Raw genomic sequence first — 23,581 nt, forward strand, 5'->3', positions numbered from 1 at the left:
GATTCGTTCGGTCGCAGTCTAGAGGCCCGCGACCGGATGTTCACAGCCTGTTCCGCCCGGATCGCCGGAATTCAGCCCGGGATGATCCGGCGCAGCCAGCTCTCGCGCTTCGCTTCCGGAACGGCGTCCGGCTGTTGCGCGCCCTGTTCGGCCAGGAGGGCGTAGGCCTCGGCGTACCAGGCGCTGCCCGGATAGTTGAAGCCGAGCACGGCGGCGTTGCGCGTCGCCTCCTCCTTCAGGCCCAGGCCCAGATAGACCTCGGTCAGACGGTAGAGGGCCTCGGGGGCATGGGAGGTGCGCTGATAGGCCTGGTCCTCGACCACGGTCTTGTAGCGGTTGATCGCGGCCAGGGGCTGGTTGCGGCGCTGGTACCAGCGGCCGATGGTCATTTCCTTGCCGGCCAGCTGGTCGTTGACCATGTCGATCTTGACCCGGGCGTCGGTGGCGTAGGCCGAGGTCGGATAGCGGCGGATCACGTCGCGCAGCCCGGCCAGGGCCGCCTGGGAGTAGGCCTGGTCACGGCCCACGTCGACGATCTGCTCGAAGTTGCAGACGGCCTTCATATAGAAGGCGTAGGCGGCCGAGGGGCTGCCGGGGAAGAGCTGGATGAAACGGTCGGCGGCGGCGATCGCGTCCTGATAGTCGCCGGCCTGATAGTAGGCGTAGACCTGCATCAGGATCGAACGGCGCGACCATTCCGAATACGGGTGCTGGCGCTCGACCTCCTGGAAATAGTCGACCGCGTCGCGCCAGCGCTTGGACTGCAGCCGCTGGAAGCCGGTGTTGTAGAGCAATTCGACCGGCCGCTCCTCATAGGCCAGCTTCGGCCGGTTGGCGCTGCCGTTGCAGGCCGCGACCGAAACGACCGCCACGGCCATCACCGCCATCGTCAGGCCGGCGCCGAAGCGGCGGACGCGCGTCGAAGATTCAGACAAAGGCGGACCCTCATTCACAGGCGGCGCACACCCCGTCGGGCGCGCGCGAAAACGTCAGGCGCGACCTCTACACCAGCGGCCGGGCCTTCGCCAATCGCTGCGAATCCCGTGGTTCCGGCTTGTCCCCGGCCTCCGCGCTGGTAAAGAGCGCAACCGTCATTGGCGTTTCGATGACGGCGAAAGGATGACCGGTTCCATGAAGCTGCTCGCTGGCAACTCGAACCGGCTTCTCGCCCAGGCGATCGCCGCGCATCTGGACATGCCGTTGACGCGGTCGCAGGTGAAGCGGTTCGCCGACAACGAAGTCTTCGTGGTGATCGAGGAGAACGTCCGCGGCGAGGACGTGTTCGTGATCCAGTCGACCTCCTATCCCGCCAACGACAATCTGATGGAGCTGCTGATCTGCATCGACGCCCTGGTGCGGGCCTCGGCGCGACGGATCACGGCGGTCATGCCGTATTTCGGCTATGCCCGGCAGGACCGGAAGACCGGGGGGCGCACGCCGATCTCGGCCAAGCTGGTGGCCAATATGATCACCCGCGCCGGCGCCGACCGGGTCCTGACCATGGACCTGCACGCGGGACAGATTCAGGGCTTTTTCGACATCCCGACCGACAATCTGGTCGCCACCCCGGTCCTGGCCCAGGACATCAAGGAGAACTATCCGCGCGGGGAGCTGATGATCGTCTCGCCCGACGTCGGCGGGGTGGTGCGGGCCCGGACGCTGGCGGAACGGCTGAACGTCGACCTGGCCATTGTCGACAAGCGCCGCCCGCGCGCGGGCGAGAGCGAGGTGATGAACATCATCGGCGACGTCTCGGGCCGGCGCTGCATCCTGTTCGACGACATCGTCGATTCCGGCGGTACCCTGGTCAATGCGGCCGAGGCCCTGATCAAGAACGGGGCGACGGAGGTGTCGGCCTATATCAGCCACGGGGTGCTGTCGGGACCGGCGGTCGACCGGGTCACGAACGGGCCGCTGAAGGAGCTGGTGATCACCGACTCGATCGAACAGCCCCAGGCCGTCGTCGACTGCGCCAAGATCCGCCGGGTGGCGGTGGCGCCGCTGATCGGCGAGGCGATCCGGCGCATCGCCAACGAAGAATCGGTCTCCAAGCTGTTCGATTAACCGTCGGAAAACCCTTAACGGGCGTTATACATTCCTTTCAGTTCCGGCGCGGCCTATTCGCTGCGCCCTGAGTTCAGCGGGAATGCCTTCATGTCGACGACCCGATCGCCCCGTCCTGTCGCCGCCGTCGCCCGGCGCGCCGCGACCCTGACCGCCCTGGCCGTGGCTGTGCTGGTCGCCAGTTGCGAGACCCCGCCCGAGCCGGAGCCGCCCGCCCCGCCGCCGCCGGTCGTGGCCGCCCCGCCGCCCCCGGTGACCCTGAACCAGGACGTGGCGGCCCAGGCGGCCGTCTATGTCGCCTTCATGCGCGAGGTCTCGACGATCCGCGCCGGCTTCCCCGATGCGGAATCGATCCAGTCCGCCCTTCGGCGCGGCTCGGCCTATCATCCGGCTCAGGTCTCGCAGGGGATGGTGGCCTACGCCTCGATCCTGGCGCTGCAGTCGCCCGAGTTCGTGGCCGGGGTGCGGGCCTATTCGACGGATCCGGCCCAGCGCCAGCAGATCATCAACGCCGTCCTGACCGACCCGACCTACGCCGCCGCCTTTCCGGGCGCGGATGCGGCCGCCGGCCTGATCGTCGCCGCCCTGGGTCGGGACGCCGCCGCCCTGACCGCCGTCGCCGATGCGGTGGAGGGCGACGCCTACACCATCCAGGAGCGGCGTGATCCGCGCCGCCGCTGGGCCGTGACCCCGGTCGCCGACCGCGAGGCGCGTCTGCAGTCGGCCAAGACCCTGTCGGCCCAGGGCATGTCGGCGCAACCGCAGGAAGCCGCCCAGCTGCATGCTGCGGCCCATGCCGGCCAGGGACTGGGCGTGGCGGGCGGCCGCGCCGCACCGCCCTATACGCCGGTGGTCGCCCGCGCCCTGACCATCGCCGCCCTGGCCGCCCTGGGCGCCGCCGGGGAGGACCAGCGGGAGAACACCGCCATCCTGACCAATGACGCGGGCAACCAGTTCTGCTTCGACATCTCCAAGCTGAACCTGTTCCAGTGCCTGGCGGCGTCGCGGCCCAGCTATGAGGACATGTTCTGCCTGGGCCGCCATGTGGTGCGCGACCTGGCGACCTGCGCCTCGACCGCGATCGGGGGACAGCCGGTCCAGACCGCCGCCGCGCCCGCGCCGCAGATCAGCCCCGCGTCACTGACCCTGACGACCCCGGCTCCGGCCTCGGCGACGGCGGCCCTGAACCGGGGATCGCCGACCGGCCGCTGAGGCCCCGGACGCCGCGTCGCGCGATCGTCATCCAGGCGGTTGCGCTTCCGCGGTCTTGCGTGTAATAGCCCGCGCTCTTGAATTCGTGGGTCACCACCCCGCCTGCGCGGGCCGTTTTCCGGCGCGGGCGTTTTGTCATTGAGGCGAGCCAGATGGCTGAGATCATTCTGAACGTGGACGTCCGTGACGGCGTCGGCACCGGCAATGCGCGCGCCGCCCGTCGGGCCGGCGGCGTGCCCGGCATCCTGTACGGCGGCGACAAGGCCCCCGTGGCCATCTCGGTCAACGAGAAGGACTTCCGCAAGTCGCTGTACACCGGCAAGCTGCTGGGTCACCTGGTGACGCTGAAGTACGGCGACGAGACCCAGCCGGTCATCGCCAAGGACGTGCAGTTCGACCCGGTGTCGGACCGCCCGGTCCACTTCGATCTGATGCGCGTCGACGAGAAGGCCCCGGTCAAGATCTCGATCCCGGTGCACTTCAAGAACGCCGATGAGGCTCCCTTCAACCGTCAGGGCGGGTCGCTGGAGATCGTTCGCCACGACGTCGAGATTCTGGTCCGCGCCGACCAGATCCCGGAAGAACTGGTCGTCGATCTGGCCGGTCGCAACGTCGGCGAGAACATCCGCATGTCGGACATCGCCCTGCCGAAGGGCGCCCAGCCGACCATCGGCGACCGCGACTTCATGATCGCCACGATCAAGGCCTCTTCGGCGGCCCAGTCGGAAGCGGCCGAGGAAGAAGCGACGGAAGGCTGATCGCCTCCAGAGCGCAAGGTTTCGGCGACGGCCCATTCCCGACGGAATGGGCCGTTTCCATTTGAGGGTTCCCGATGATCATCATCGCCGGCCTGGGCAATCCCGGCCCGAAATACGAGAACAACCGCCACAACATCGGCTTCATGGCCGCCGACGAGATCGCGCGCCGGTGGCGGTTCGGGCCGGAGCGGGCCAAGTTCCAGTCGGTGATCCGCGAGGGCGAGGTCGAAACCGCGTCGGGCGCGGTCAGGGTCCTGCTGATGAAGCCCCAGACCTATATGAACGAGAGCGGACGGGCGGTCGGGGAGACGGCGCGCTTCTACAAGGTGCGGCCCGAGAGCGTGATCGTGTTTCATGACGAGATCGACCTGGCGCCGGGACGGTTCCGCATGAAGACGGGCGGGGGCGCGGCCGGTCAGAACGGCGTGCGGTCCCTGATCAGCCACCTGGGCGCCGACTTCCGGCGCGGCCGGATGGGCGTGGGCCATCCCGGCGAGGCGCATCTGGTGATGCCGCATGTGCTGGGGGACTTCCACAAGGCGGAGAAGCCGTGGCTGGACGCCCTGCTGCGCGCGGTCGCCGACGCCCTGCCGTTCGCCCTGGCGGGAGACGACGAACGCTATCAGGGCGAGGTGATGCGCCTGGCGCCGGCGCCCAAATACAGCCCGCGGCAGCAGGCGCGCGGCGGCGAATAGGCCGAAAGGGCGAGTTCGGTTGGCGCGGCGGCCCTAACCGCCTAATGAAGACGGTCATGAAGACGACGAACGCCACGCGCCCGCGCGCCCCGCTCGCCCTCGGCCTGTTTCTTTCTGGTCTGATCCTTCCCGGTCTGGCGCTGCTGTCCGCCTGCGGCGACGGGGGGCGGAACGTGACCAAGGCCTCCGTCAGCGAGAACGGCGTGAACGCCTCGGTCGAGATCCGCGATCCTTGGTGTCGCCCCTCGCCCAACGGGGCCACGGCCGGCGCCTGCTACGCCGTGATCGAGGCGTCGTCCGACAATCGCCTGACCGGGGTCGCCACGCCCCAGGCGACCGAAGTCCAGATCCACGACATGGTCGCCCAGGGCGACATGATGACCATGACGCCCCTGCCCGACGGTCTGGCGCTGAAGGGGGGCGAGAAGGTGGTGCTGGAGCCCGGCGCCAAACACCTGATGCTGATCGGGCTGACGGCGCCGCTGACGGAGGGACAGGCCGTGGCCCTGACCTTCACCTTCTCGGCGACGCCGGCGATGACGGTTCAGGCCCCGGTGCGCCAGCCCAAGACCTGACAAACGGCACGTGAGCGGAAGAACACCCTGTCTCGAGTGAAATCTGATCCCGAATGCGGATCGCATTCGAGCCGATTTCGCTCTAAAGGCTCGCGCTCAATCAGAGTTCGAAAGCCCCATGGCCCTTAAAGTCGCGATCGTCGGCCTGCCCAACGTCGGCAAGTCCACCCTGTTCAACGCCCTGACCAAGACGGCGGCGGCCCAGGCGGCCAACTATCCGTTCTGCACGATCGAGCCGAACACCGGCGACGTGGCGGTGCCCGAACCGCGGCTGAACGTCCTGGCCGAGATCGCCGGGTCCAAGGAGATCATCCCCGCCCGCATCACCTTCGTGGACGTAGCCGGCCTGGTGCGCGGCGCCTCGAAGGGGGAGGGGCTGGGCAACCAGTTCCTGGCCAACATCCGCGACTGCGACGCCGTGGCCTTCGTCGCCCGCTGCTTCATCGACGACGACATCACCCACGTCGAGAACCGCATCGACCCGATCGCCGATCTGGAGATCATCGAGACCGAGCTGATGCTGGCCGACATGGAGAGCCTGGAGCGGCGCCGGGTGCAGATGGAGAAGCGCGCCAAGGGCGGCGACAAGGAAAGCCAGCAGAGCCTGAAGCTGGTCGACCTGGCCCTGGCCCAGCTGCACGCCGGCAAGCCCGCCCGCACGGCCGAGGTGTCCAAGGAGGACCGGAAGGCCTGGGACATGCTGCAACTGCTGACGGCCCTGCCGGCCCTGTATGTGGCCAATGTCGACGAAGGTTCGGCGGACAAGGGCAATGAGCTGTCCGACCGGGTCGCCGAGCGCGCCAAGGCCGACGGCGCCAATACGGTGGTCATCTCGGCCAAGATCGATTCCGAACTGGCCGTGCTGGACGAGGCCGAGCAGATGGAATTCCTGGAGAGCCTGGGCCTGGCCGAGCCGGGTCTGAACCGTCTGATCCGCGAGGCCTACAGCCTGCTGGGGCTGCAGTCCTATTTCACGGTCGGCCCCAAGGAGGCCCGCGCCTGGACCATCCATGTCGGCGACACGGCGCCCCAGGCCGCCGGGGTCATCCACACCGACTTCGAGAAGGGCTTCATCCGGGCCGAGACCGTCGCCTATGACGACTATGTCGCCCTGCGCGGTGAGGCGAAGGCGCGCGAAGCCGGCAAGCTGCGGGCCGAGGGCAAGAGCTATGTCGTCAAGGACGGCGACGTGATGAACTTCCTGTTCAGCTGATCCGGCGCGCCTTTCGGGGGCGCCGGTCCCGATCGGACGGATTGTCCCTGCGGACAATGCGGTTGATTATAAGAATCGTTCGCAGTAATTGCCCCGCCTCTTTCCGAAGCGGAGCCATGACATGCGATCCCTCCTCCTCTCCGCCAGCTTTCTGGCGCTGTCCGCCGCCGCCGCCCATGCGGGTGCGCCCGACGCCGTCGCCGATCAGGTCGATACGGTCGCGCCGGTCACGGTGACCGCCACGCGCACGGCCGCCTCGGTCGATCAGGTGCCGGCCACGGTCAGCGTCTTTTCCGCCGAGCGGATCGAGGCCATGCTGGCGACCGACATCAAGGATCTGATCCGGTTCGAGCCGGGCGTCAGCGTGGTGAGCCAGCCGGCGCGCTTCGGCGCGGCCCTGGGCACGGCGGGCCGCGCGGGCAATGAAGGTTTCACCATTCGCGGCCTGGGCGGCGACCGGGTCCTGATGGTGGTCGACGGCGTGCGCACGCCCGACGGCTTCGCCTTCGGCGCCCAGAGCGTGGGACGCGGCGGCTATTCGGACCTGGATCTGATGAAGTCGGTCGAGATCCTGCGCGGCCCGGCCTCGGCCCTGTACGGCTCTGACGGGGTGGCGGGAGCGGTCAGCTTCACCACCAAGGATCCCGCCGATCTGATGCGGTCCGAAGCGACCTTCGGCGCCCGCGCCCGCGTGGGCTACAACTCGGCCGACGACAGCTGGACCGAGGGACTGGCCCTGGCCGGACGCGCCGGCGCCGTCTCGGGCCTGCTGGCCTATACGCGCCGTGACGGCAGGGAGACCGAGACCCACGGCGACGTCACGGGCGAAGAGGTCGTCAATGTCGTCACCGGAACGACGACCACCCCCTCCCTTGTCTATTCCAACCGGACCCAGGCGAACCCGATGACCACGTCGTCGGACGGCCTGCTGGCCAAGCTGGTGTGGGATTTCGTCGAGGGACAGAGCCTGCGCCTGACCTATGACGGCTATCGCTCCGAAATGGACGCCGACGTCCTGTCCGGCCGCACGACGCGCACGGTCGCCGCCCCGCCGACCGCCGCGACGGCGGTTCTGGGCCTGACGGCCAATGACACGACCGAGCGCGACCGCCTCGCCCTGGACTGGCGCTTCGAGAACGCCCTGGGTCTGGATCGCGGCCAGGTCGCCGTCTATGGCCAGAACGCGAAGACCCGCCAGTATTCGGCCGAGGACCGGGTCGGCGTCGACCGCACCCGCGACAACCAGTTCAACAACGAGGTGTTCGGCGTCGCCGCCGACGCCCGCAAGACCTTCGACCTGGGCGCGGCGCAGCACCGGGTGACGTTCGGCGGCGACTGGTCGCGCACGACCCAGGAAGGCATCCGCGGCGGCACGGTTCCGCCGGCCGGCGAGGTCTTCCCGTCCAGCCCCTTCCCCAGGACCGACTACACCCTGGCCGGATTGTTCGTTCAGGACGAGGTCGTCCTGGCCGGCGGCGCCCTGCGCCTGATCCCGGCGGTGCGCTGGGATTCCTACGAGCTGTCGACCGACAGCGACCCGCTCTACACCGGCGCCCGCGCCGATCAGGACGACAGCCGCGTCTCGCCCAAGCTGGGCGTCGTCTGGCAGACGACCGACGCTTTCCAGTTGTTCGCCAACTATGGCGCGGGCTTCAAGGCGCCGACGCCCAGCCAGGTGAACAACGGCTTCTCCAACCTGGCGTTCGGCTATGTCTCGGCCTCCAACCCCGACCTGAAGCCCGAGACCAGCGAGAGCGTCGAACTGGGACTGCGCTTCACCGGCGTTCCGGCCCTGAACGGGCGGCTGCGCGCCCAGATCGTCGGCTTCCGGTCCGATTATGAGGACTTCATTTCACAGCAGGTGGTGTCCGGGTCGTTCACCCCGGCCGATCCGGCAGTCTATCAGTTCGTCAACTTCGCCTCGGTCGAGGTGGACGGACTGGAGGCGCGGGCGGACCTGCAATGGGACAACGGCGTCCGTTTCCGATTCGCCGGGGCCTGGGCCGAGGCGGATCAGACGACGGGGGCGGGCGCGACGGCGGCCACGGCCTCCCTGGCCACCATCGACCCGATCAAGCTGGTCTGGGGTCTGGGCTATGACGCGCGGGGCGGGCGATGGGGCGGCGAGGCGATCGTCACCTGGTCCGGCAAGACCGCCAACGCCGACACCGACGGCCTGGCCTGCTACAACGCCGCCCCGTCGCGCGGCTGTCACACCGGATCGGCCTTCGCCTTGCTGGACGTCACCGGCTACTGGAACATCACGGACCAGGTCACGGCGCGGGCCGGCCTGTTCAACGTCCTGGACGAAAAATACGGCTGGTGGAGCGACATCCGCGGCGTGGCCGCCACCTCGGCGGTGATCGACGCCTACACCCAGCCCGGCCGCAACTTCGGCCTGTCCCTGTCGTGGCGGATGTGAGAATGATGAGCAAACGCAAAGCCAAACCGGAGACCCCCTCCATGCGCGCCATCCTGATCGCCGCCGCCCTGCTGGCGGGCACGACCACCGCCGCCTCTTCGGCCTCGGGCGCGGAGATCGCGGCGGACACCACAGTGGCCTCGACCGCGGCGGTCACGGCGACCATGGGCGCCGAGGAACAGGCAAAGTTCGAGCGCGACCGCCAGTCCATCCTGGCCCAGGCCGGCCAGTATCGCGTCCATTTCGACATGCGCGAGAACGTCAGCTTCGACGCCGACTACGACCCGCTGGAGGGCAAGCTGTCGGGCGGGGCGGAGATCGTGCGTCTGGTCCATGACCACGGCGACCGCATCAGCCTGCAGCACATCCTGGTGATGGAGCACGGCGGTCAGGCGGTGGTGGTCAAACACTGGCGCCAGGACTGGGTCTGGCAACCCCGCAGCGTCGTCGCCTATGTCGGCCCCAACACCTGGCGCGATACCCCGGTGGCCGAGGCCGACCGGGTCGGCGCCTGGTCCCAGACGGTGTGGCAGACGGACGATTCCCCCCGCTACGGCGGCGTCGGCCGCTGGACCTATGACCATGGGCTGAGCCAGTGGACCTCCAACCCGACCTGGCGGCCGCTGGCGCGGCGCGACGCCGTGCGGAACCCGGTCTATGATCGCTATCTGGGGACCAACCGCCACATCCTGACCCCCAACGGCTGGACCCATATCCAAGACAATATGAAGATGGCGGCGGGCAAGGACGACGGCGAGCCGGTCGCCGTGGTGCAGGAGGACGTGGTCAACACCTATGACCGCTCGACCTCCTGGTCGCCCAAGCCGGGCGACGACTACTGGGCCGCCAGCAAGGATTACTGGGCCGCCGTGCGCGACCTGTGGGACGCCGCCTTCGCCCGCAACGGCGGCACCGTCCATGTCGAGGAAGAGGCCCGGACCGGGGTGGTCACCGGCCCGCCGCTGATGGAGCTGGCCGAAAAGATCCAGTCCGGCGACCTGACCACCGCCGCCGCGATCGACCAGGCCCGAACCATCATCGAACAGGCGACGACGCCGAAGGGGTAGGATCAGGACGAGGGCTTGAGCCAGCCGCGATAGCGGACGACCCTTCCGAGCATCGGCAGACCGATCTCGACGTCGAAGGTGAACCGACCTTCGACGTCGATCTGTTCATGGGTGGTGGTGCGCGGCGCAAGGGCGCGGGGCAGGGGGACCGGCCCCAGCCGCCAGCCGACGACGTGGTAGATCAGTCGATCGGGCGTCGCCTCCAGCCGCAGTTCCACCGTGACCAGGCTGAACCGCTCGCTGATCCGCCCGCCGGGACGCGGGTTGGACAGCACGCTCTTGAACCGCGCCGGTCCGATGCGACGCCTCCAGACGGAGCGTCGCCCGTCCGCGTCGATCACGACCTCTACAGGTGCGACGCCGGACCGCGCCGGAAAGCCGATCAGCCGCCCGACCAGACCCGCCAGGAGACTGGCGGGCCCGTCGCACACCGCCTCGCCGCGCCAGCTCTCGACGCCGAGGCCCTCGTGCAGACGTCTCAGCCCGCCGGGCAGGCCGTCAAACGCCGCCTCGCCCACAGCGCGGGCGAACAGGGCGGCTCGCCCGGTCTCTATGTCACGATGCAGCGGATGCCGATCCATCTCGGCGTCCAGTTCCGCCAGGGTCAGTTCCCCGACGCAGATCCGTGCGCCGGGCTCGACCTGCTTCGCCGTGATCCGCTTCACCGCTGCGAGGGCCGCCAGGGTCGGCGTCACCGGCCCGGCCCCCGGCTCGGCGACCAGACGCCAGACCGCGCGGCGACCCCGCCCGTCGGCTCCCGTCCCCAGGGCCTCGACCCGCATCGCGCCCTGATCCGATCCGAACGCTGAGAAGGGACGCGAGAGACGGGTCAGAAGGCCGGCGAAGGGGCGCAGGGGCAGGCCGGTCCACCCCGAAATCCGCGCCAGCGCCGTCAGGCCGAGATGCAGAATCGCCGGCGCGAGACCCGCCATGAACACCGCCGACCGGCGCGGCCGGAACCGTTCGACCAGAACATCCAGATCAGGCGTTTCGCACAGGGCCAGCAGCCGCTCGCCGGCCTGGCCGAAGTCGCGCCGTCTCACGCCGGTCCAACCTGTCCGCCAGCGCCAGTCGCCGTCTTCGAACACGCGAACCGGTCGTCCGGCCCAGGAGAGGATGGCCTCGACCACCGACTGGCCGCGCGGCGCGCGGGCGCCGGGCGATATGGCGACCTCGACCGACACGATGTCGCGCCACCCGGCAGTGAGATGATCCATCACCGCGTTGGACAGCGCCGGTGTCGAGCTCGCGCCCGTCAGGGCCACGACCCCTGCGGCGCGGGCGGCCGCGACGAAATCCCGCGCGTCGGCCAGATCGACATAGTTCAGCCCCGCAGCGACGGCCGCCCGCGCGACGACCGGCTCGGCGCCCTGAAACGGACCGGCCGCGTCAACGACGATCCGGGCGCCCGTCGCAGCGAGCGCCTGTGTGGTCGCACGGCGCGCATCAAGCGCGACGGCGCGGGCCCTTCCGTCCGACGCACGGAGGCCGGCGGCTACAGCCTCGGCCCTGACGAGATCGCGACCGGCGCAAATCACCTCGAAGTTCGCAGCCGCCAACCCCTCCGCCAGCCGGGACCCGAACACGCCGGCCGCGCCGATCAGCAGGACGGTGGTCACAAGAGGAACCGCGCGCGATCCCCGGGCGATGGCGCCATGCAGGTCGTGGTGTGCCCGAACAGCCGGTAGCGGTTTGCGGCGATCAGGTCATAGACCGGATCGCGCAGGATGCGGGGGACAGCGCGCAACACGCCCAGGACGCGGGTCGAGGGCAGGGCCTCCAGCACCTTGAGGGCGGCGTCGGAGCGCACCCAGGCCTGCCCATCCATCAGCACGGCGTTGGTGCGGGGACGGTCGGCATCGATGCCCAGCCGTTCAGCCAGCGCCCGACCCCGTTCCGTCTGGATGGGCAGGAAGACGAAACGGCCGGCGCGGTCATGCTTAAGAATGAACCGCACCCAGGCCGAGCAGAAGACGCAGACGCCGTCGAACAGGATCAGGCCGTCCGGCTCTCCGGCGACCGTTTCCCGCTCGACGTCGAGCGGCACGTCCTACCGCCGCGCCGCGTCCGTGGCCGCGCGGATGGCGCCGAATTCGGCGGTGGGTTTCCATTGGGGCCAGGCGGTTCCGTCGGCGATCTCGCGGCCGAGCTGGTACAGGACCTCGAGGTTCTGGAGGGCGGCGGTGAAGTCGTAGTCGGCGCGCCACTCGTCCTCGAGGTTATGGTAATAGGTCCGCATCTGGGCCTGGTAGTAGGGCTTTCCGGCCTCTTCCCCGCCCTCGACGAAGTCCACGCCGGTCCAGGGCATCAGGGCCGGGACGCCGCCCGCCGCGAAGTTGAAGTGGTCGGAGCGGTAGTAGAAGCCCTGCTCCGGCTCGCCGTCGCCGACCACGCCCCCGTCACGGCCCTGGGCGCGGACCAGGCGGGCCAGGTCGTCCTCGAGGCTGGACTTGCCGACGCCGAAGACCGCCACCGAACGCGTCGCGGGCGTCAGGGGCAGCATGTCGATGTTGATGTTCGCGGCGGTGGTGGCCAGCGGATAGACCGGGTGGTTGGCGTACCACTTCGAGCCCAGCAGGCCCTGTTCTTCGGCCGTGACGTGCAGGAAGACCACGGTGCGTTTCGGCCGTTCGCCGGCGGCGAAGGCGCGGGCCATCTCCATCACGCCCGAGGTGCCCGAGGCGTTGTCCCAGGCGCCGTTGTAGATGTCGTCGCCGGCCGCGTTCGGGGTCGCGGCCTTGCCGACGTGATCCCAGTGGGCGGAATAGACCAGATATTCGTCGGGCCGCTCGCTCCCGGTGATCTTGGCCAGCAGATTGTGCGAGCGGATGATCTCGGCGGTCTCGGCGATGTCGACGTTCAGCCGAATGCCGGAGTCGTGGGCGCGGAAGGCGCCGCCCGCCTTGGCCAGGGCGATCAGGTCGGTCATCTTCGCGTTCTGGGCGGCGGCCATGGCCTCGGCCACCTCCAGCGAGATGACGCCGTTGAAGCGCGGGTCGGGCGAGCCGACGATGGTCATGCGGGGGCGGGTGCCGCCGCGCATGCCGCGCGCATTGGGGTTCTCCGACAGGGTCAGGACGCCGACGGCGCCGCGCTTCAGCGCCTCGGCCGTCTTGTGGGCCGAGGAGCCGTAGAAGTTGGGATCGGCCCCGAAGGATTCCGGCTGGCCCGCCAGGACCACCACCACCTTGCCGGTCAGATCGACGTTTCCGTAGTCGTCCCAGCCCCGCTCGGGCGCGACGACGCCGTAGCCGGCGAAGATCAGCGGCAGGCCGTCCAGCTTGACGTCGGCCGAGGCGCCGGCGGAGCTCACGGCCCCGGCGCGCAGGGACAGGCCCTGTTCGATGGCGTGGGTCTGGCCGTCCGGTCCAGTCCATGCGCCGGTGGCGGGGCGGGTCGGCGTCATGCGCGCCAGCTCGACCTCCTGCAGCCAGCCGCCGTTCTCGCCGCCGGGCTCAAGGCCCAGGGCCTCATACTGGGCCTGGAGATAGGCGAGGGTCTTCTCCTCGCCGACCTTGCCGGGGAAGCGGCCCTCGAAACTGTCGTCGGACAGGACCTTGATGTGATCCGACAGGCGCCCGGCGTCGAAATCCTGGGCCAGGGCGGGTTGGGCGGCGAGAAGGACGAAGGCCGAGGCGGCGGCGCCGCGAAACAGGCGAGCGAGCATGGAGGTCTCCAAGGGCGCGCCGCACGGACCGGAGCGCCGGATAATTTGCGCGGCACCTTAGGGATGCGCGCGAAGGCCGCTCATTAATTTTCCGTCATGCGCCGAAGGGCCGAGCTCAGCTCTTCAGCCGCCAGCCCGAGCGGAACACCAGCCAGTTGGCGAGGCCCAGGGCGACGATCAGCGCCGCGCTCATCCCCGCTCCGACCGCCAGCGAGCCCTCGGCGTGGCCGATGAAGCCCGAACGGAACCCGTCGATCAGATAGAAGAAGGGGTTGTAGTGGCTGAGGGTGGCGAAGGGCTCGGGCAGGTTCTCCACCAGATAGAAGGCGCCCGACAGGAAGGTCATGGGCATGACCACGAAGTTCTGCACCGCCGCCAGCTGGTCGAACTTCTCGGACCACAGCCCGGCCAGAACGCCCGCCATGCCCATGATCAGCGAGGCGGCCAGGGCGAAGCCGATGACCGCGAACAGGTCGTGGATCTGCAGCCGGGCGAAGGGCATGACGCAGACTGCCGTGACCAGTCCGACCACGATCCCGCGCGTGGCCGCGCCCAGGGAAAAGCCGATCGTCAGCTCCAGCGGGCTGAGCGGCGGGGTTAGGAAGTCGGTCGAGGTCCCCATGATCTTGGCCTGGATCAGGCTGGACGAGGAGTTGGCGAAGGCGTTGTTCAGAATGGCCATGACGATCAGGCCGGGCGCCACGAACTCGGCGAAAGGCGTGCCGTCCAGCGGCGGGCGGCCGCCCCGCACCGCCACCACGAAGACCAGCATATAGAGCAGGGTGGTGACCACCGGCGCGGCCACGGTCTGGGCGCCGACCTTCCAGAAGCGCCGCACCTCGCGCAGGTACAGGGTCCGCAGCCCGATCCAGTTGATCCCGTCATAGCGGCGGGGCGCGGGCGGAGCGGAGGCGGCGGGGGCGGCGTCGGTCATGCCGGGCAGATGCCCCCGCGTCCCCCGGATCGCAAGAGCGGGCGCGATTTCCGCCGCTCGCCGAACGCCGATTCAACATCTGGTTTCTGTGGATCGACTGATTCGCACATCTTGCGTCTGTTAAGGGCTCGTTTACGACTAGTGGTAGGCCGGCGGCGTCGAGGACGCCTCCAGGCGCCAGATATTGAATCCTGTTGCTGGAGGGCGACGATGACCGCAGGCTGGACCGACGACCGCGTGGGCGCGCTCAAGAAATTGTGGCTGGAAGGCCAGTCCGCCAGCCAGATCGCCAAGGCCCTGGGCGGCGGCGTGACGCGCAACGCCGTCATCGGCAAGGTGCATCGCCTGGGCCTGTCGGGCCGGGCGGCGCCGTCGCAGCCGGCCCGCACCACCACCACGGCCTTCCGCCCGACGCGTCCGCGCCCGGCGCCCCAGGCCCAGCCCGCGCCGCGCCGCGCCGAGGCCGTTCAGCCCCGGCCGGCCGCCCCGGCGCCCGCTCCGGTCCCCAGCGTGTCGCGCGAGATCCTGGACCTGCCGGGCACGGCCACGGTCATGACCCTGGGCGCCCATATGTGCAAATGGCCGATCGGCGACCCGTCGTCGCGCGAGTTCAGCTTCTGCGGCCGTCGCGCCTCGGAAGGCGTCTATTGCGTCGAGCACGCCCGGGTCGCCTATCAGCCCCAGGTCAAGAAGAACGGCGCCGGCGAACTGGCCCGCAGCCTGCGTCGCTACATGTGATCGCCGCGATGACGGCGGTGCGTCATCACCCCGTCATCGACGCTCCGTAAGGAGCCGCCTCTCCTCCGTCGGCCTTCGGGTCGGCGGTTCCGGGGGCGGGGCTGCGGTTATCCGGGTTGACGCAGCCCCAGCCTCCCCCGGACCCAGCCTCTCTGGCCCGAATTCCCGATCAGCAGTCGCTGCAGCCGACCTTGTCGACCTTGCGCGGGCGTGAGTAGAATTTGCTGTCGAAATTGGTGACGCCGGGCAGCATGTATTTGACCGGCGAGGAATAGCCGTAGGTCGTCTCGGACATGACCACGCTCTCGCCGTTGGCCAGGATGTCTTCGGGCACGTCCACCACGGCGTTCTTGGCCAGTGGGTCGATGCTGGATCCCCGGCTCCAGTCGACCTTGGCGACGCCGTCGGAGCCGCGCGTGACGCTGGACACCCGCAGGGTCAGGGTGCTGGTCTGGAACGGAGCCATGACCGTCTGGCCGATGGCGAGGATATCCGCCAGTTCGTCGGTGGTGACGACGTCGGTCTGGGCCACCAGATCGGCGACGGCGGCGGCGCTGTGGCTCATCCGCTTCTGGGCCATGAAGCCCTGGCAGAATTCCGTCAGGCCGAAATAGAAGGCGATCATCAGCGGGGCGATCAGGGCGAACTCGACCGCCGAGACGCCGCGACGATCGCGGATCAGACGACGAATCAGGCCGCCTCCGGCCTGGGTCGGGGGGGACATGCGGCGGGTCATGACGTCGGCGCGTAGGGTTCGTTGCGGAAGGCGGCGGTGGCCACCAGCAGGGCGTTGTCGTCCTTGAGGCGCGACAGGGCCTGGGCCATCAGCGGGGTGATCAGCGGCTGTTTGTACCAGACCCGCACCAGCACCAGGCTGCCCGGTTCGCCGGTGACATAGGTCAGGTCGCTGTCGTCGAACGAGGTCCCGTTGGCGGTCGGGTCTGGCGGCGTCTGGTTGCGGAACTGGGCCAGGACGCGGACGTCGACCGTCGCCCTTCCGGGACAGTCGCCGCTGAAGATGCCCATGCGGTTGCAGAGTTCGGTCTTGAACTGGCCGGCGGTCATGTTCGAGCCGGCCGCCTGACCGGTGCGGATCAGCCGGGCCGACTGGCTGGTGGCGTTGTCCAGGATGGAGTCGGTCACGAAGATCAGCCCGACCTCCATGATGGCGAACAGCATGAAGAAGAAGGGCAGGCCGACCAGGGCGAATTCGATGGCGTTGGAGCCGCCTCGCCTGGCCCGGCGCGCGGCGCGCGGCGACACCCCGGCCATGATCAGGGCGTCGGGGTGGCGGCGGCGGCGTCGCCGGTCGGGGCGACGCGACGCACGCTGGGGGCGCAGCTGGAGGCGCAGACCATCTCGGTCGCCTGGGCCCCGCGCCACAGGCGGACCGAACCCGCCTGCCCGCCGGCCACGACGACGCGGTTCTGGAACAGGGTGCGGCCGATGGCGTCCACGGCGACCACCTCGGTCACCCCATAACCCTTGCCCGTGATGAACAGGGTGTTGGCGTCCGACACGGTCACATCGGCGATCTGGGGGTTGGCCACGATCACCGAGGCGGCGGCGCCGCGCAGGGACACGCGCTGGACTCCGTCGACGGCCAGGCTGACCGGCGAGGACTGGGCCTGCACGGAGCCGGCGACAAGGGCGGCGGCGAGGGCGGGCGCCAGGAGGGCGAGACGGCGGGACATGGAGTTCACCTCTGCGAACGCGGACCGAGAAGACAGCGCAGGCCCTGGAGAAGGCTTGGGGCGCGCGACCGCGCCCGATGCAACCTTGCGCTGAAAACCTCAACAAACGCTGAAGCTCCGGCGTCTTGTGAACCCTCGGTTCAATCAGATGAATTTCGCGGCAACCATGCTTGTCAGCCCTGTTTTTACGTCCGGGTGGCAAGGTGGCGATGTCGAACAGGGGGCCAGCGGGAAAACGATCACCCCGCCGTCATCAATCGATCGCTTTGAAGGGAATGCACATGACCAAGTTCATCACCAAGTTCGCCAAGGACGAATCCGGCGCCACTGCGATCGAGTACGGCCTGATCGCCGCTCTGATCGCCGTGGTCATCATCTCGGCCGTCACCGCCCTGGGCACCACCATTTCGGCCAAGTTCGAGGCCGTGACCGAAGGCATGGGCGGCTAAGCCCAGAGACCTCAGTCTTGAGACCGGCGAGGGCCGGGGCGGAAACGCCCCGGCCCTTCGCCTTTCCGCCCGCGTCGGGACCGTCTTCGAAAAAAATCGTCGTAAAACAGACGGTAACCACGAACGGCGACGACGCCTTAACGGCTCTGGGCGATGATCATCGTGCGTTTGGGGGTCAAGCGGGTCACCGGCCTCCCCCCAGCCGAAGGCTCGCTTAACCCGTCAAGAAAGGAAGTTCACATGACCAAGTTCATCACCAAGTTCGCCAAGGACGAATCGGGCGCCACCGCCATCGAGTACGGCCTGATCGCCGCTCTGATCGCCGTGGTCATCATCTCGGCCGTCACCGCCCTGGGCACCACGATCTCGTCGAAGTTCGAGGCCGTGACCGAAGGCATGGGCGGCTAAGCCCAGCGACCTCAGTCTTGAGACCGGCGAGGGCCGGGGCGGAAACGCCCCGGCCCTTTGCTTTGCCGGATCCGCCTCGAAACCCGGCCTTAACGGCGTCGGGTCATAGTGGGCCCATGTCGATCCTCAGCCTCGTCCTCGTCAGTCTCCTGCCCGCCCTGGTGATCACCGCGGCGCTGAAGGATCTGACCTCCATGACCATTCCGAACTGGATCTCGCTGGCGCTGGTCGCCGGCTTCGTTCCGGCGGCCTGGGGCGCGGGCCTGAGCCTGCCGGACATGGCGGGTCATCTGGCCGTGGGCATGGCCGCCCTGCTGCTGGGCATGGGGCTGTTCGCCGCGCGGGTGGTGGGCGGAGGCGACGCCAAGCTGATGGCCGCCGCCGGCCTGTGGCTGGGCCTGAAGAGCGGTGCGGTGTTCCTGTTGTGGACGGGACTGGCCGGCGGCCTGTTCTGCCTGGCCCTGATCCTGGCGCGCCGCACCTTCCAGCCCTATGCCGTCGGCGACCAGGGCTGGGTGGGCCAACTGCTGCACCCCAAGGGCGACATTCCCTATGGCGTGGCCATCTGCGCCGGCGCCCTGGCGGCGTTTCCTGACAGCCCGCTGGCGATCGGCCTGCTGGCCCCTTCCTAGGCCACGCGAAACCGTCGTTTACGATTCAACCGGGGCGCGCCTTAGGAGCGCGTTAACCTCAAGACTTCATCCTCGTTAACGGCAGAGGTCCGGAGTGTCGGTCCGGCGCGAGTGCGGCCCTGCCGGAGACCGCATATGAAGCCCGCTCGCATCCTGGTGATCTGCGTCGCCGCCGTGGCCGCCATCGGCCTGGCCCTGGTCGTGCGGGCCATGGGATCGTCCGGCAAGCCCGTGGCCGCCGCCAGCGCCCAGCAGGTCGAAAGCAAACCCATGGCCAAGGTGCTGGTCGCGGCGCGCGACCTGAAGCCCGGCCAGCGGCTGACCGAGGCTGATCTGGACTGGAAGGAATGGCCGGTCGACACGGTCAACCCCGCCTATATCACCGACGGCTCCGTGCCCCTTCCCGCGCCGCCGACCGCCAAAGAGGCCGAAGAGGCCGTCGAGAAGGCGGGTCCGGCCGACAAGCCGGCCAAGCCCGGCGGCGCCGTCGCCGCCGTCACCCGCGCTGCGGCCGAGTTCGCCGGAGGCGGGACCAAGTCCGATTTCCTGGGGTCGGTCGTGCGCGAGCCCATCCTGGCCGGCGAACCCATCCTGCCGCGCAAGATCGTGCGCGCGGGCGACAGCGGCTATCTGGCCGCCTATCTGGAGCCCGGCATGCGCGCCATGGCCATCCGCGTCACGGTGGAGACGGCCGCCGGCGGCTTCATCCTGCCGGGGGACCGCGTCGATGTGGTGCTGACGCGGCAGACCAGCCTGAACAACATCGGCGAGTCCGCCCAGGCGTCCAAGTTCAGCTCGGCCACGGTGATGCGCAATCTGAAGGTGCTGGCCATCGACCAGACGACGCGCGCCGCGGAAGACGAACACGCCGTCGTCGGCGCCACGGCCACCCTGGAGGTCGGCCCGGCCGACGCCGAAGCCCTGGCCCTGGCCAAGTCCGAAGGCGAACTGTCGCTGGTGCTGCGCTCTTACGCCGACGCCGCCGGCCCGTCCGGCCGCGTCGCCGCCCCGCCGCGCCAGAACGCCGCCGTGCGCATCTATCGCGGCGGCGAGCCCGAAACCGTGGTGGTGCAATGAGGTTTCCGCCGATGTTCCTCGCGTTCCCGACCCGGAGCTCGCGCCGCGCCGTGGTGGCAGCGGTCGCCGGCGCCGCCCTGACCCTGGCGTCCGCGCCCGCAGGCCTGGCCCAGTCCGGCGTCTCACCCGCCTCGGTCGCCGCCGCCGCGCCGATGCAGTCGGCCGTGCCCCTGGGCGGCGCGCCCCGCCCGGTCAGCATCGCGCGCGGGGCCTCGTTCGCCGTCGACCTGCCCACCGACGCCCGCGACGTCATCATCGCCGATCCGCGCGTGGCCGAGGCCATGCTGCACAACTCGCGCCGCATCACCATCATCGGCGTGGGCGCCGGCCAGACCGACGCCGTCTTCCTGGACGGCTCGGGCCGTCCGATCCTGTCGCTGAAGATCCGGGTCGACGCCGGGGTTTCGGCGCTGCAGGACACGATCAACCGCGTGGCGCCCGGCGCCCAAGTCACCGCCGAGGCGGTCAACGACACCATCATCCTGACCGGCTTGGCCACCAGCCCGGCCGAGGCCGACCGCATCGCCCGCGTCGCCGGAGCCTTCGTTTCGGGGCCGGAGAAGGTGCTGAACATGATCTCGGTGGCGGGGTCGGACCAGGTCACCCTGAAGGTGCGGGTGATCGAGGTGCAGCGCACGGCGATCAAACAGCTGGGCTTCGACACCAATGCGGTCCTGGGCCAGGTGGGAAACACCCAGTTCATGATCGGACAGGCCGCGACCTGGGGCGTGAACGGCAGCCTTCTGGGTGGATTCACGGGCGGAAGCTCCCGCGACACGACGCAGAACTTCCAGATGGAGACGCCCTGCCTGGGCCCCGGCTGGGCCGAAGGCGCGCTCTGTCCCGTGACGGTGCGCGGTCCTCAGGACGCGTCGAACTGGGATACGGCCCAACCCGGCACCGGGCCCGGCTCTGACGGGCTCAACAAGGGGTCGGCCATGCTGAAGGCGTTCGAGCGCGTCGGCCTGGTCCGCACCCTGGCCGAGCCGAACCTGACCTCGATCAACGGCGAGAACGCCAGCTTCCTGGCCGGGGGCGAGTTCCCCATCCCGACCGGCCGCGATCGCGACGGCAACATCAGCGTCGAATACAAGCCCTACGGCGTCAGCCTCGCCTTCCGCCCGATCGTGCTGACCGGGGGCCGCATCTCGCTGCAGGTCAAGGTCGAGGTGTCCGAACTGACCAGCCAGGGCGGCTTCACCCTGGGGGCAGGGACGGCCAGCGCCCTGACGCTGCAAGGACTGCAGGTGCGGCGCTCGGAGAACACGGTCGAACTGCCGTCGGGCGGGGCGATGATGATCGCCGGCCTGCTGCAGGAATCGACCCGCCAGGCCATCGACGCCCTGCCCGGCATGACCACCGTGCCCGTCCTGGGCCAGCTGTTTCGTTCGCGCGACTATCTGATGGGCGAGACCGAACTGGTGATCATCGTCGAGCCCTATCTGGTGACCCCGACGTCGCCGGGCCGGATGCAGACGCCGGCGGACGGCCTGCGGATCGCCTCGGACATCCAGACCACCCTCTTCGGCCAGCTCAACCAGGCCTATGGCACCCCGGCGCCCGTCGTCGGCGGCCCCGGCTGGCAGGGCCCGGTCGGCTATGTGATCGATTGAGGACCGGCAGATGACGCGCAAATCCACGCCCCGTCGGACATCCCTCCGCCTGTTCCCGGTGGGTCTGCTGGCGCTGTCGGCGGCGCTGGCCGGCTGCATGGGCGCCCCGGCGGGCGGCCATGGGCCCATCCCGCTCAATCCCACGAGCCGCTTCGTCCTACAGGTCGAGACGGGCACGGACCGGATCGCCCTGAACGTTCATGACGGCGGAGTGTCCGAAACCCAGGCCCAGGCCCTGCGCGCCCTGGCCGGCCGCTATGTCGCCGCCGGCGCCCCGGTGATCCGCGTCGAAGCCCCCGGCGGCGAGGACCCGGTCGCCAACCGTTTCGCCTGGAGCGTCAAGGAGATGCTGCAGGAGATGGGCGCGCCCGGCCAGATCCAGGTCGTCGCCTACGCCGCGCCCGATCCCCGCGCGCCGGTGGTGGTCGGCTTCGAGACCCTGAGGGCGGCCGTGCCCCAGTGCGGAGCCCATTGGGACAATCTTTCGCGCACCGCCAACAACGCCACCTCCAGCAACTTCGGCTGTGCGGTGACGGCCAATCTGGCGGCCCAGATCGCCAATCCGCGCGACATCATCCAGCCGCGCACGATCACTCCGACCGATTCCAGCCGGCGTACGGTGGTGTTCGACCTCTATCGCAAGGGCGAGCAGACCTCGGCGCCGCAGGAAGAGCTGATCGAGCGGGGCCGCGTGTCCCAGGCGGTGAACTAGAGCCATGACCAACGCCTTCCCCGCCTCAAGCCCGGTCTTCGACGACGCCTTCGACCTGGACGCCGACTTCGGCGCGCCGCCGGTGGGCGCGCCCTTCGCCGGCGCGGCGCCGGCGCCGGCGCATTCGGGCCAACCCTATCCCCCGGCGGATCCCTACGCCCAGACGCAGGCCTTCGCGGCCCAGCCCGGCGCGCATCCGGCCCAGACGGCCCCGACCTACCCGGCGCATGCGCCGCAGGCCCCGGCTCACCCGACCCACGCCCCTGCGACGCCCGCTCACCCGGCCCAGGCGCCCGGCCATGCGCCGCAGGGACACTACCCTGCTCATCCCGCCCAGACCCATGCGCCGGCCGCCTATCCGGCCCCGCAGGCGGCGCCGGTGGATCTGGGGCCCATCCGCGCCGATGTCTCGATCCCGCGCATCGCCATCCACGTCTTCGCCGAGCGTCAGGACACCCTGGCGGCGGCCGAGCGGGCCGGGCAGGACCGCAGGCTGAGCCGCGCCTCTACGCAGATCCGGCCGGGCGGCGTTCCGGCCGCCGTCGCCGCCTATCAGAACGAGCCGACGCCGCCGCTGATCGTGGTCGAATGTCTGGCCGATCCGGCCACCCTGCTGGGCCAGATCGACGCCCTGGCGGACGTCTGTGACGCCGGGACCAAGGTGGTGGTGATCGGCGCCACCAACGACATCCTTCTGTTCCGCGAACTGATGCGGCGCGGCGTCAGCGAATATCTGGTCGCACCGATCCAGCCGCTGCAGCTGATCGCCTCGATCGGCGGCCTGTTCTCGGATCCCAGCCAGCCGTTCGTGGGCCGCACCGTCGCCTTCGTCGGCGCGCGGGGCGGGGCCGGCGCGTCGGCCGTGGCCCATAATACGGCCTACGCCATCTCCGAGCGGATCGGCGCCAATGCGGTGATCGTCGACTATGACCTGCCGTTCGGAACGGCGGGTCTGGACTTCAATCAGGATCCGATCAGCGGTGTCGCTGACGCCCTGGGTCAGCCCGACCGGCTGGATGCGACCCTGCTGGACCGGATGCTGGTGCGCTGCACCGACAAGCTGTCGCTGTTCGCGGCGCCGGCGACGCTCGATTCCGACTGGGACATCGGTCCTGACGCCTTCGAGGAGGTGACGACCCGCATCCGCGCCACGGCGCCGTTCGTCATCCTGGATCTGCCGCACCTGTGGTCGCCTTGGATGCGCCGCACCCTGGTCAGCGCCGACGAGGTGGTTGTGGTGGCCACGCCCGACCTGGCCTCGCTGCGCAACGCCAAGAACATGATCGACCTGGTCCGCCAGGCCCGGCCGAACGACGCGCCGCCGCGTCTGGTCCTGAACCAGGTCGGGCTGCCCGGACGGCCGGAGATACCGACCAAGGACTTCGGCGCGGCGCTGGGCATTCATCCCAGCCTGGTGATCCCGTTCGACGCCAAGCTGTTCGGCGCGGCGGCCAACAACGGCCAGATGCTGCTGGACTCGGCGGCCAAGTCCAAGCCGGCCGAGGCCTTCCAGACCCTGGCCCAGATCATCACCCAGCGCGAACTGCCCCAGGCCCCGGCGCGCGGCGGCAAGGCGGCCAAGGCCGCCGCCCCGGCCAAGGCCGAGAGCAAGTCGCTGTTGGCCGGACTGTTCAAGAAGGGCTGAGGCGCA

24 protein-coding genes are annotated in these 23,581 nt (G+C 69.5%); 16 read left to right on the forward strand and 8 right to left on the reverse strand.

What is annotated here, in order from left to right; all coding sequences use genetic code 11:
• Nucleotides 1-71: 71 nt before the first annotated feature.
• Nucleotides 72-887, reverse strand: a complete 816-nt coding sequence (locus tag ACO2Q1_RS08530; RefSeq protein ID WP_423329291.1) for an outer membrane protein assembly factor BamD — start codon at nucleotides 885-887, stop codon at nucleotides 72-74.
• A gap of 244 nt (nucleotides 888-1,131) precedes the next feature.
• On the opposite strand from ACO2Q1_RS08530, the gene ACO2Q1_RS08535 reads away from it, so the two are divergent.
• The 8 genes from ACO2Q1_RS08535 (at nucleotide 1,132) to ACO2Q1_RS08570 (ending at nucleotide 10,006) form a co-directional block, all read left to right on the forward strand.
• Entirely contained in the window at nucleotides 1,132-2,064 is a 933-nt protein-coding gene (locus ACO2Q1_RS08535; protein WP_423329076.1) for a ribose-phosphate pyrophosphokinase, read from the forward strand.
• 90 nt (nucleotides 2,065-2,154) lie between these two features.
• A complete protein-coding gene (locus ACO2Q1_RS08540) occupies nucleotides 2,155-3,276 on the forward strand; it encodes a hypothetical protein (protein WP_423329077.1) in 1,122 nt (373 codons plus the stop codon).
• Between the two features lie 152 nt (nucleotides 3,277-3,428).
• Nucleotides 3,429-4,034, forward strand: coding sequence for a 50S ribosomal protein L25/general stress protein Ctc (locus ACO2Q1_RS08545; protein WP_423329078.1), 606 nt, complete (start codon nucleotides 3,429-3,431; stop codon nucleotides 4,032-4,034).
• 74 nt (nucleotides 4,035-4,108) lie between these two features.
• Nucleotides 4,109-4,729 carry an aminoacyl-tRNA hydrolase gene (gene pth, locus ACO2Q1_RS08550; RefSeq protein WP_423329079.1) on the forward strand — a complete coding sequence of 207 codons (621 nt, stop codon included), beginning with the start codon at nucleotides 4,109-4,111 and terminating at the stop codon, nucleotides 4,727-4,729.
• A gap of 56 nt (nucleotides 4,730-4,785) precedes the next feature.
• Nucleotides 4,786-5,304 (forward strand): copper chaperone PCu(A)C, encoded by a 519-nt coding sequence (locus ACO2Q1_RS08555; RefSeq protein ID WP_423329080.1) that lies wholly within the window; start codon nucleotides 4,786-4,788, stop codon nucleotides 5,302-5,304.
• 118 nt (nucleotides 5,305-5,422) lie between these two features.
• Complete coding sequence (gene ychF, locus ACO2Q1_RS08560) at nucleotides 5,423-6,517, forward strand: redox-regulated ATPase YchF (protein ID WP_423329081.1); 1,095 nt, start codon at nucleotides 5,423-5,425, stop codon at nucleotides 6,515-6,517.
• 121 nt (nucleotides 6,518-6,638) lie between these two features.
• Nucleotides 6,639-8,939 carry a TonB-dependent hemoglobin/transferrin/lactoferrin family receptor gene (locus ACO2Q1_RS08565; protein WP_423329082.1) on the forward strand — a complete coding sequence of 767 codons (2,301 nt, stop codon included), beginning with the start codon at nucleotides 6,639-6,641 and terminating at the stop codon, nucleotides 8,937-8,939.
• A gap of 5 nt (nucleotides 8,940-8,944) precedes the next feature.
• A complete protein-coding gene (locus ACO2Q1_RS08570) occupies nucleotides 8,945-10,006 on the forward strand; it encodes a DUF6607 family protein (RefSeq protein WP_423329083.1) in 1,062 nt (353 codons plus the stop codon).
• A 2-nt stretch (nucleotides 10,007-10,008) separates the two neighbouring features.
• Here the strand turns inward: ACO2Q1_RS08570 and ACO2Q1_RS08575 are convergent, their stop codons facing one another.
• From ACO2Q1_RS08575 to ACO2Q1_RS08590, 4 genes are all read right to left on the reverse strand, one after another.
• Nucleotides 10,009-11,625, reverse strand: coding sequence for a DUF4166 domain-containing protein (locus ACO2Q1_RS08575; protein ID WP_423329084.1), 1,617 nt, complete (start codon nucleotides 11,623-11,625; stop codon nucleotides 10,009-10,011).
• A complete protein-coding gene (locus ACO2Q1_RS08580; protein WP_423329085.1) occupies nucleotides 11,622-12,053 on the reverse strand; it encodes a thiol-disulfide oxidoreductase DCC family protein in 432 nt (143 codons plus the stop codon). The genes ACO2Q1_RS08575 and ACO2Q1_RS08580 overlap by 4 nt, the downstream gene beginning before the upstream one ends.
• A gap of 3 nt (nucleotides 12,054-12,056) precedes the next feature.
• Nucleotides 12,057-13,673: a M28 family peptidase gene (locus ACO2Q1_RS08585; RefSeq protein WP_423329086.1), complete on the reverse strand. Its 1,617-nt coding sequence runs from the start codon at nucleotides 13,671-13,673 to the stop codon at nucleotides 12,057-12,059.
• A 115-nt stretch (nucleotides 13,674-13,788) separates the two neighbouring features.
• Nucleotides 13,789-14,607, reverse strand: a complete 819-nt coding sequence (locus tag ACO2Q1_RS08590; RefSeq protein ID WP_423329087.1) for an ABC transporter permease — start codon at nucleotides 14,605-14,607, stop codon at nucleotides 13,789-13,791.
• Between the two features lie 210 nt (nucleotides 14,608-14,817).
• Here ACO2Q1_RS08590 and ACO2Q1_RS08595 point away from each other — a divergent pair, with 210 nt between their 5' ends.
• Complete coding sequence (locus tag ACO2Q1_RS08595) at nucleotides 14,818-15,345, forward strand: GcrA family cell cycle regulator (RefSeq protein ID WP_423329088.1); 528 nt, start codon at nucleotides 14,818-14,820, stop codon at nucleotides 15,343-15,345.
• 169 nt (nucleotides 15,346-15,514) lie between these two features.
• On the opposite strand, the gene ACO2Q1_RS08600 is transcribed toward ACO2Q1_RS08595, so the two are convergent.
• The 3 genes from ACO2Q1_RS08600 to ACO2Q1_RS08610 are packed head-to-tail and all read right to left on the reverse strand — an operon-like array spanning nucleotide 15,515 to nucleotide 17,039.
• Nucleotides 15,515-16,069: a TadE/TadG family type IV pilus assembly protein gene (locus ACO2Q1_RS08600; RefSeq protein WP_423329089.1), complete on the reverse strand. Its 555-nt coding sequence runs from the start codon at nucleotides 16,067-16,069 to the stop codon at nucleotides 15,515-15,517.
• A gap of 8 nt (nucleotides 16,070-16,077) precedes the next feature.
• Complete coding sequence (locus ACO2Q1_RS08605) at nucleotides 16,078-16,617, reverse strand: TadE/TadG family type IV pilus assembly protein (protein ID WP_423329090.1); 540 nt, start codon at nucleotides 16,615-16,617, stop codon at nucleotides 16,078-16,080.
• Nucleotides 16,618-16,619: 2 nt separating this feature from the next.
• Nucleotides 16,620-17,039: a pilus assembly protein N-terminal domain-containing protein gene (locus ACO2Q1_RS08610; protein WP_423329091.1), complete on the reverse strand. Its 420-nt coding sequence runs from the start codon at nucleotides 17,037-17,039 to the stop codon at nucleotides 16,620-16,622.
• A gap of 281 nt (nucleotides 17,040-17,320) precedes the next feature.
• Here ACO2Q1_RS08610 and ACO2Q1_RS08615 point away from each other — a divergent pair, with 281 nt between their 5' ends.
• From ACO2Q1_RS08615 to ACO2Q1_RS08645, 7 genes are all read left to right on the forward strand, one after another.
• Nucleotides 17,321-17,488 (forward strand): Flp family type IVb pilin, encoded by a 168-nt coding sequence (locus tag ACO2Q1_RS08615; RefSeq protein WP_423329092.1) that lies wholly within the window; start codon nucleotides 17,321-17,323, stop codon nucleotides 17,486-17,488.
• 240 nt (nucleotides 17,489-17,728) lie between these two features.
• On the forward strand, nucleotides 17,729-17,896 hold the full coding sequence (locus ACO2Q1_RS08620; protein ID WP_423329093.1) for a Flp family type IVb pilin: 168 nt from the start codon (nucleotides 17,729-17,731) through the stop codon (nucleotides 17,894-17,896).
• 116 nt (nucleotides 17,897-18,012) lie between these two features.
• Complete coding sequence (locus ACO2Q1_RS08625; protein ID WP_423329094.1) at nucleotides 18,013-18,528, forward strand: A24 family peptidase; 516 nt, start codon at nucleotides 18,013-18,015, stop codon at nucleotides 18,526-18,528.
• 135 nt (nucleotides 18,529-18,663) lie between these two features.
• Complete coding sequence (gene cpaB, locus ACO2Q1_RS08630) at nucleotides 18,664-19,605, forward strand: Flp pilus assembly protein CpaB (protein WP_423329095.1); 942 nt, start codon at nucleotides 18,664-18,666, stop codon at nucleotides 19,603-19,605.
• 11 nt (nucleotides 19,606-19,616) lie between these two features.
• Entirely contained in the window at nucleotides 19,617-21,218 is a 1,602-nt protein-coding gene (locus tag ACO2Q1_RS08635) for a type II and III secretion system protein family protein (protein ID WP_423329096.1), read from the forward strand.
• 10 nt (nucleotides 21,219-21,228) lie between these two features.
• Nucleotides 21,229-21,930 (forward strand): CpaD family pilus assembly protein, encoded by a 702-nt coding sequence (locus tag ACO2Q1_RS08640; RefSeq protein WP_423329097.1) that lies wholly within the window; start codon nucleotides 21,229-21,231, stop codon nucleotides 21,928-21,930.
• A 4-nt stretch (nucleotides 21,931-21,934) separates the two neighbouring features.
• Entirely contained in the window at nucleotides 21,935-23,575 is a 1,641-nt protein-coding gene (locus tag ACO2Q1_RS08645; RefSeq protein WP_423329098.1) for a cellulose synthase operon protein YhjQ/BcsQ, read from the forward strand.
• The last annotated feature ends 6 nt before the right edge of the window (nucleotides 23,576-23,581 follow it).

Source organism: Brevundimonas sp. VNH65 (assembly GCF_049445955.1).
GTDB lineage: Bacteria > Pseudomonadota > Alphaproteobacteria > Caulobacterales > Caulobacteraceae > Brevundimonas.

What these genes read in the sequence shown, in the direction of transcription:
- ACO2Q1_RS08565 (WP_423329082.1), top strand. Translation starts at nt 6,639, where the DNA reads ATGCGATCCCTCCTCCTCTCCGCCAGCTTTCTGGCGCTGTCCGCCGCC.
- ACO2Q1_RS08530 (WP_423329291.1), bottom strand. Translation starts at nt 887, where the DNA reads ATGGCGGTGATGGCCGTGGCGGTCGTTTCGGTCGCGGCCTGCAACGGC.
- ACO2Q1_RS08635 (WP_423329096.1), top strand. Translation starts at nt 19,617, where the DNA reads ATGTTCCTCGCGTTCCCGACCCGGAGCTCGCGCCGCGCCGTGGTGGCA.
- ACO2Q1_RS08585 (WP_423329086.1), bottom strand. Translation starts at nt 13,673, where the DNA reads ATGCTCGCTCGCCTGTTTCGCGGCGCCGCCGCCTCGGCCTTCGTCCTT.
- cpaB (WP_423329095.1), top strand. Translation starts at nt 18,664, where the DNA reads ATGAAGCCCGCTCGCATCCTGGTGATCTGCGTCGCCGCCGTGGCCGCC.
- ACO2Q1_RS08645 (WP_423329098.1), top strand. Translation starts at nt 21,935, where the DNA reads ATGACCAACGCCTTCCCCGCCTCAAGCCCGGTCTTCGACGACGCCTTC.
- ACO2Q1_RS08615 (WP_423329092.1), top strand. Translation starts at nt 17,321, where the DNA reads ATGACCAAGTTCATCACCAAGTTCGCCAAGGACGAATCCGGCGCCACT.
- ACO2Q1_RS08620 (WP_423329093.1), top strand. Translation starts at nt 17,729, where the DNA reads ATGACCAAGTTCATCACCAAGTTCGCCAAGGACGAATCGGGCGCCACC.
- ACO2Q1_RS08555 (WP_423329080.1), top strand. Translation starts at nt 4,786, where the DNA reads ATGAAGACGACGAACGCCACGCGCCCGCGCGCCCCGCTCGCCCTCGGC.
- ACO2Q1_RS08535 (WP_423329076.1), top strand. Translation starts at nt 1,132, where the DNA reads ATGAAGCTGCTCGCTGGCAACTCGAACCGGCTTCTCGCCCAGGCGATC.
- ACO2Q1_RS08640 (WP_423329097.1), top strand. Translation starts at nt 21,229, where the DNA reads ATGACGCGCAAATCCACGCCCCGTCGGACATCCCTCCGCCTGTTCCCG.
- ychF (WP_423329081.1), top strand. Translation starts at nt 5,423, where the DNA reads ATGGCCCTTAAAGTCGCGATCGTCGGCCTGCCCAACGTCGGCAAGTCC.
- ACO2Q1_RS08600 (WP_423329089.1), bottom strand. Translation starts at nt 16,069, where the DNA reads ATGTCCCCCCCGACCCAGGCCGGAGGCGGCCTGATTCGTCGTCTGATC.
- ACO2Q1_RS08625 (WP_423329094.1), top strand. Translation starts at nt 18,013, where the DNA reads ATGTCGATCCTCAGCCTCGTCCTCGTCAGTCTCCTGCCCGCCCTGGTG.
- ACO2Q1_RS08590 (WP_423329087.1), bottom strand. Translation starts at nt 14,607, where the DNA reads ATGACCGACGCCGCCCCCGCCGCCTCCGCTCCGCCCGCGCCCCGCCGC.
- ACO2Q1_RS08545 (WP_423329078.1), top strand. Translation starts at nt 3,429, where the DNA reads ATGGCTGAGATCATTCTGAACGTGGACGTCCGTGACGGCGTCGGCACC.
- ACO2Q1_RS08570 (WP_423329083.1), top strand. Translation starts at nt 8,945, where the DNA reads ATGAGCAAACGCAAAGCCAAACCGGAGACCCCCTCCATGCGCGCCATC.
- pth (WP_423329079.1), top strand. Translation starts at nt 4,109, where the DNA reads ATGATCATCATCGCCGGCCTGGGCAATCCCGGCCCGAAATACGAGAAC.
- ACO2Q1_RS08595 (WP_423329088.1), top strand. Translation starts at nt 14,818, where the DNA reads ATGACCGCAGGCTGGACCGACGACCGCGTGGGCGCGCTCAAGAAATTG.
- ACO2Q1_RS08540 (WP_423329077.1), top strand. Translation starts at nt 2,155, where the DNA reads ATGTCGACGACCCGATCGCCCCGTCCTGTCGCCGCCGTCGCCCGGCGC.
- ACO2Q1_RS08610 (WP_423329091.1), bottom strand. Translation starts at nt 17,039, where the DNA reads ATGTCCCGCCGTCTCGCCCTCCTGGCGCCCGCCCTCGCCGCCGCCCTT.
- ACO2Q1_RS08605 (WP_423329090.1), bottom strand. Translation starts at nt 16,617, where the DNA reads ATGGCCGGGGTGTCGCCGCGCGCCGCGCGCCGGGCCAGGCGAGGCGGC.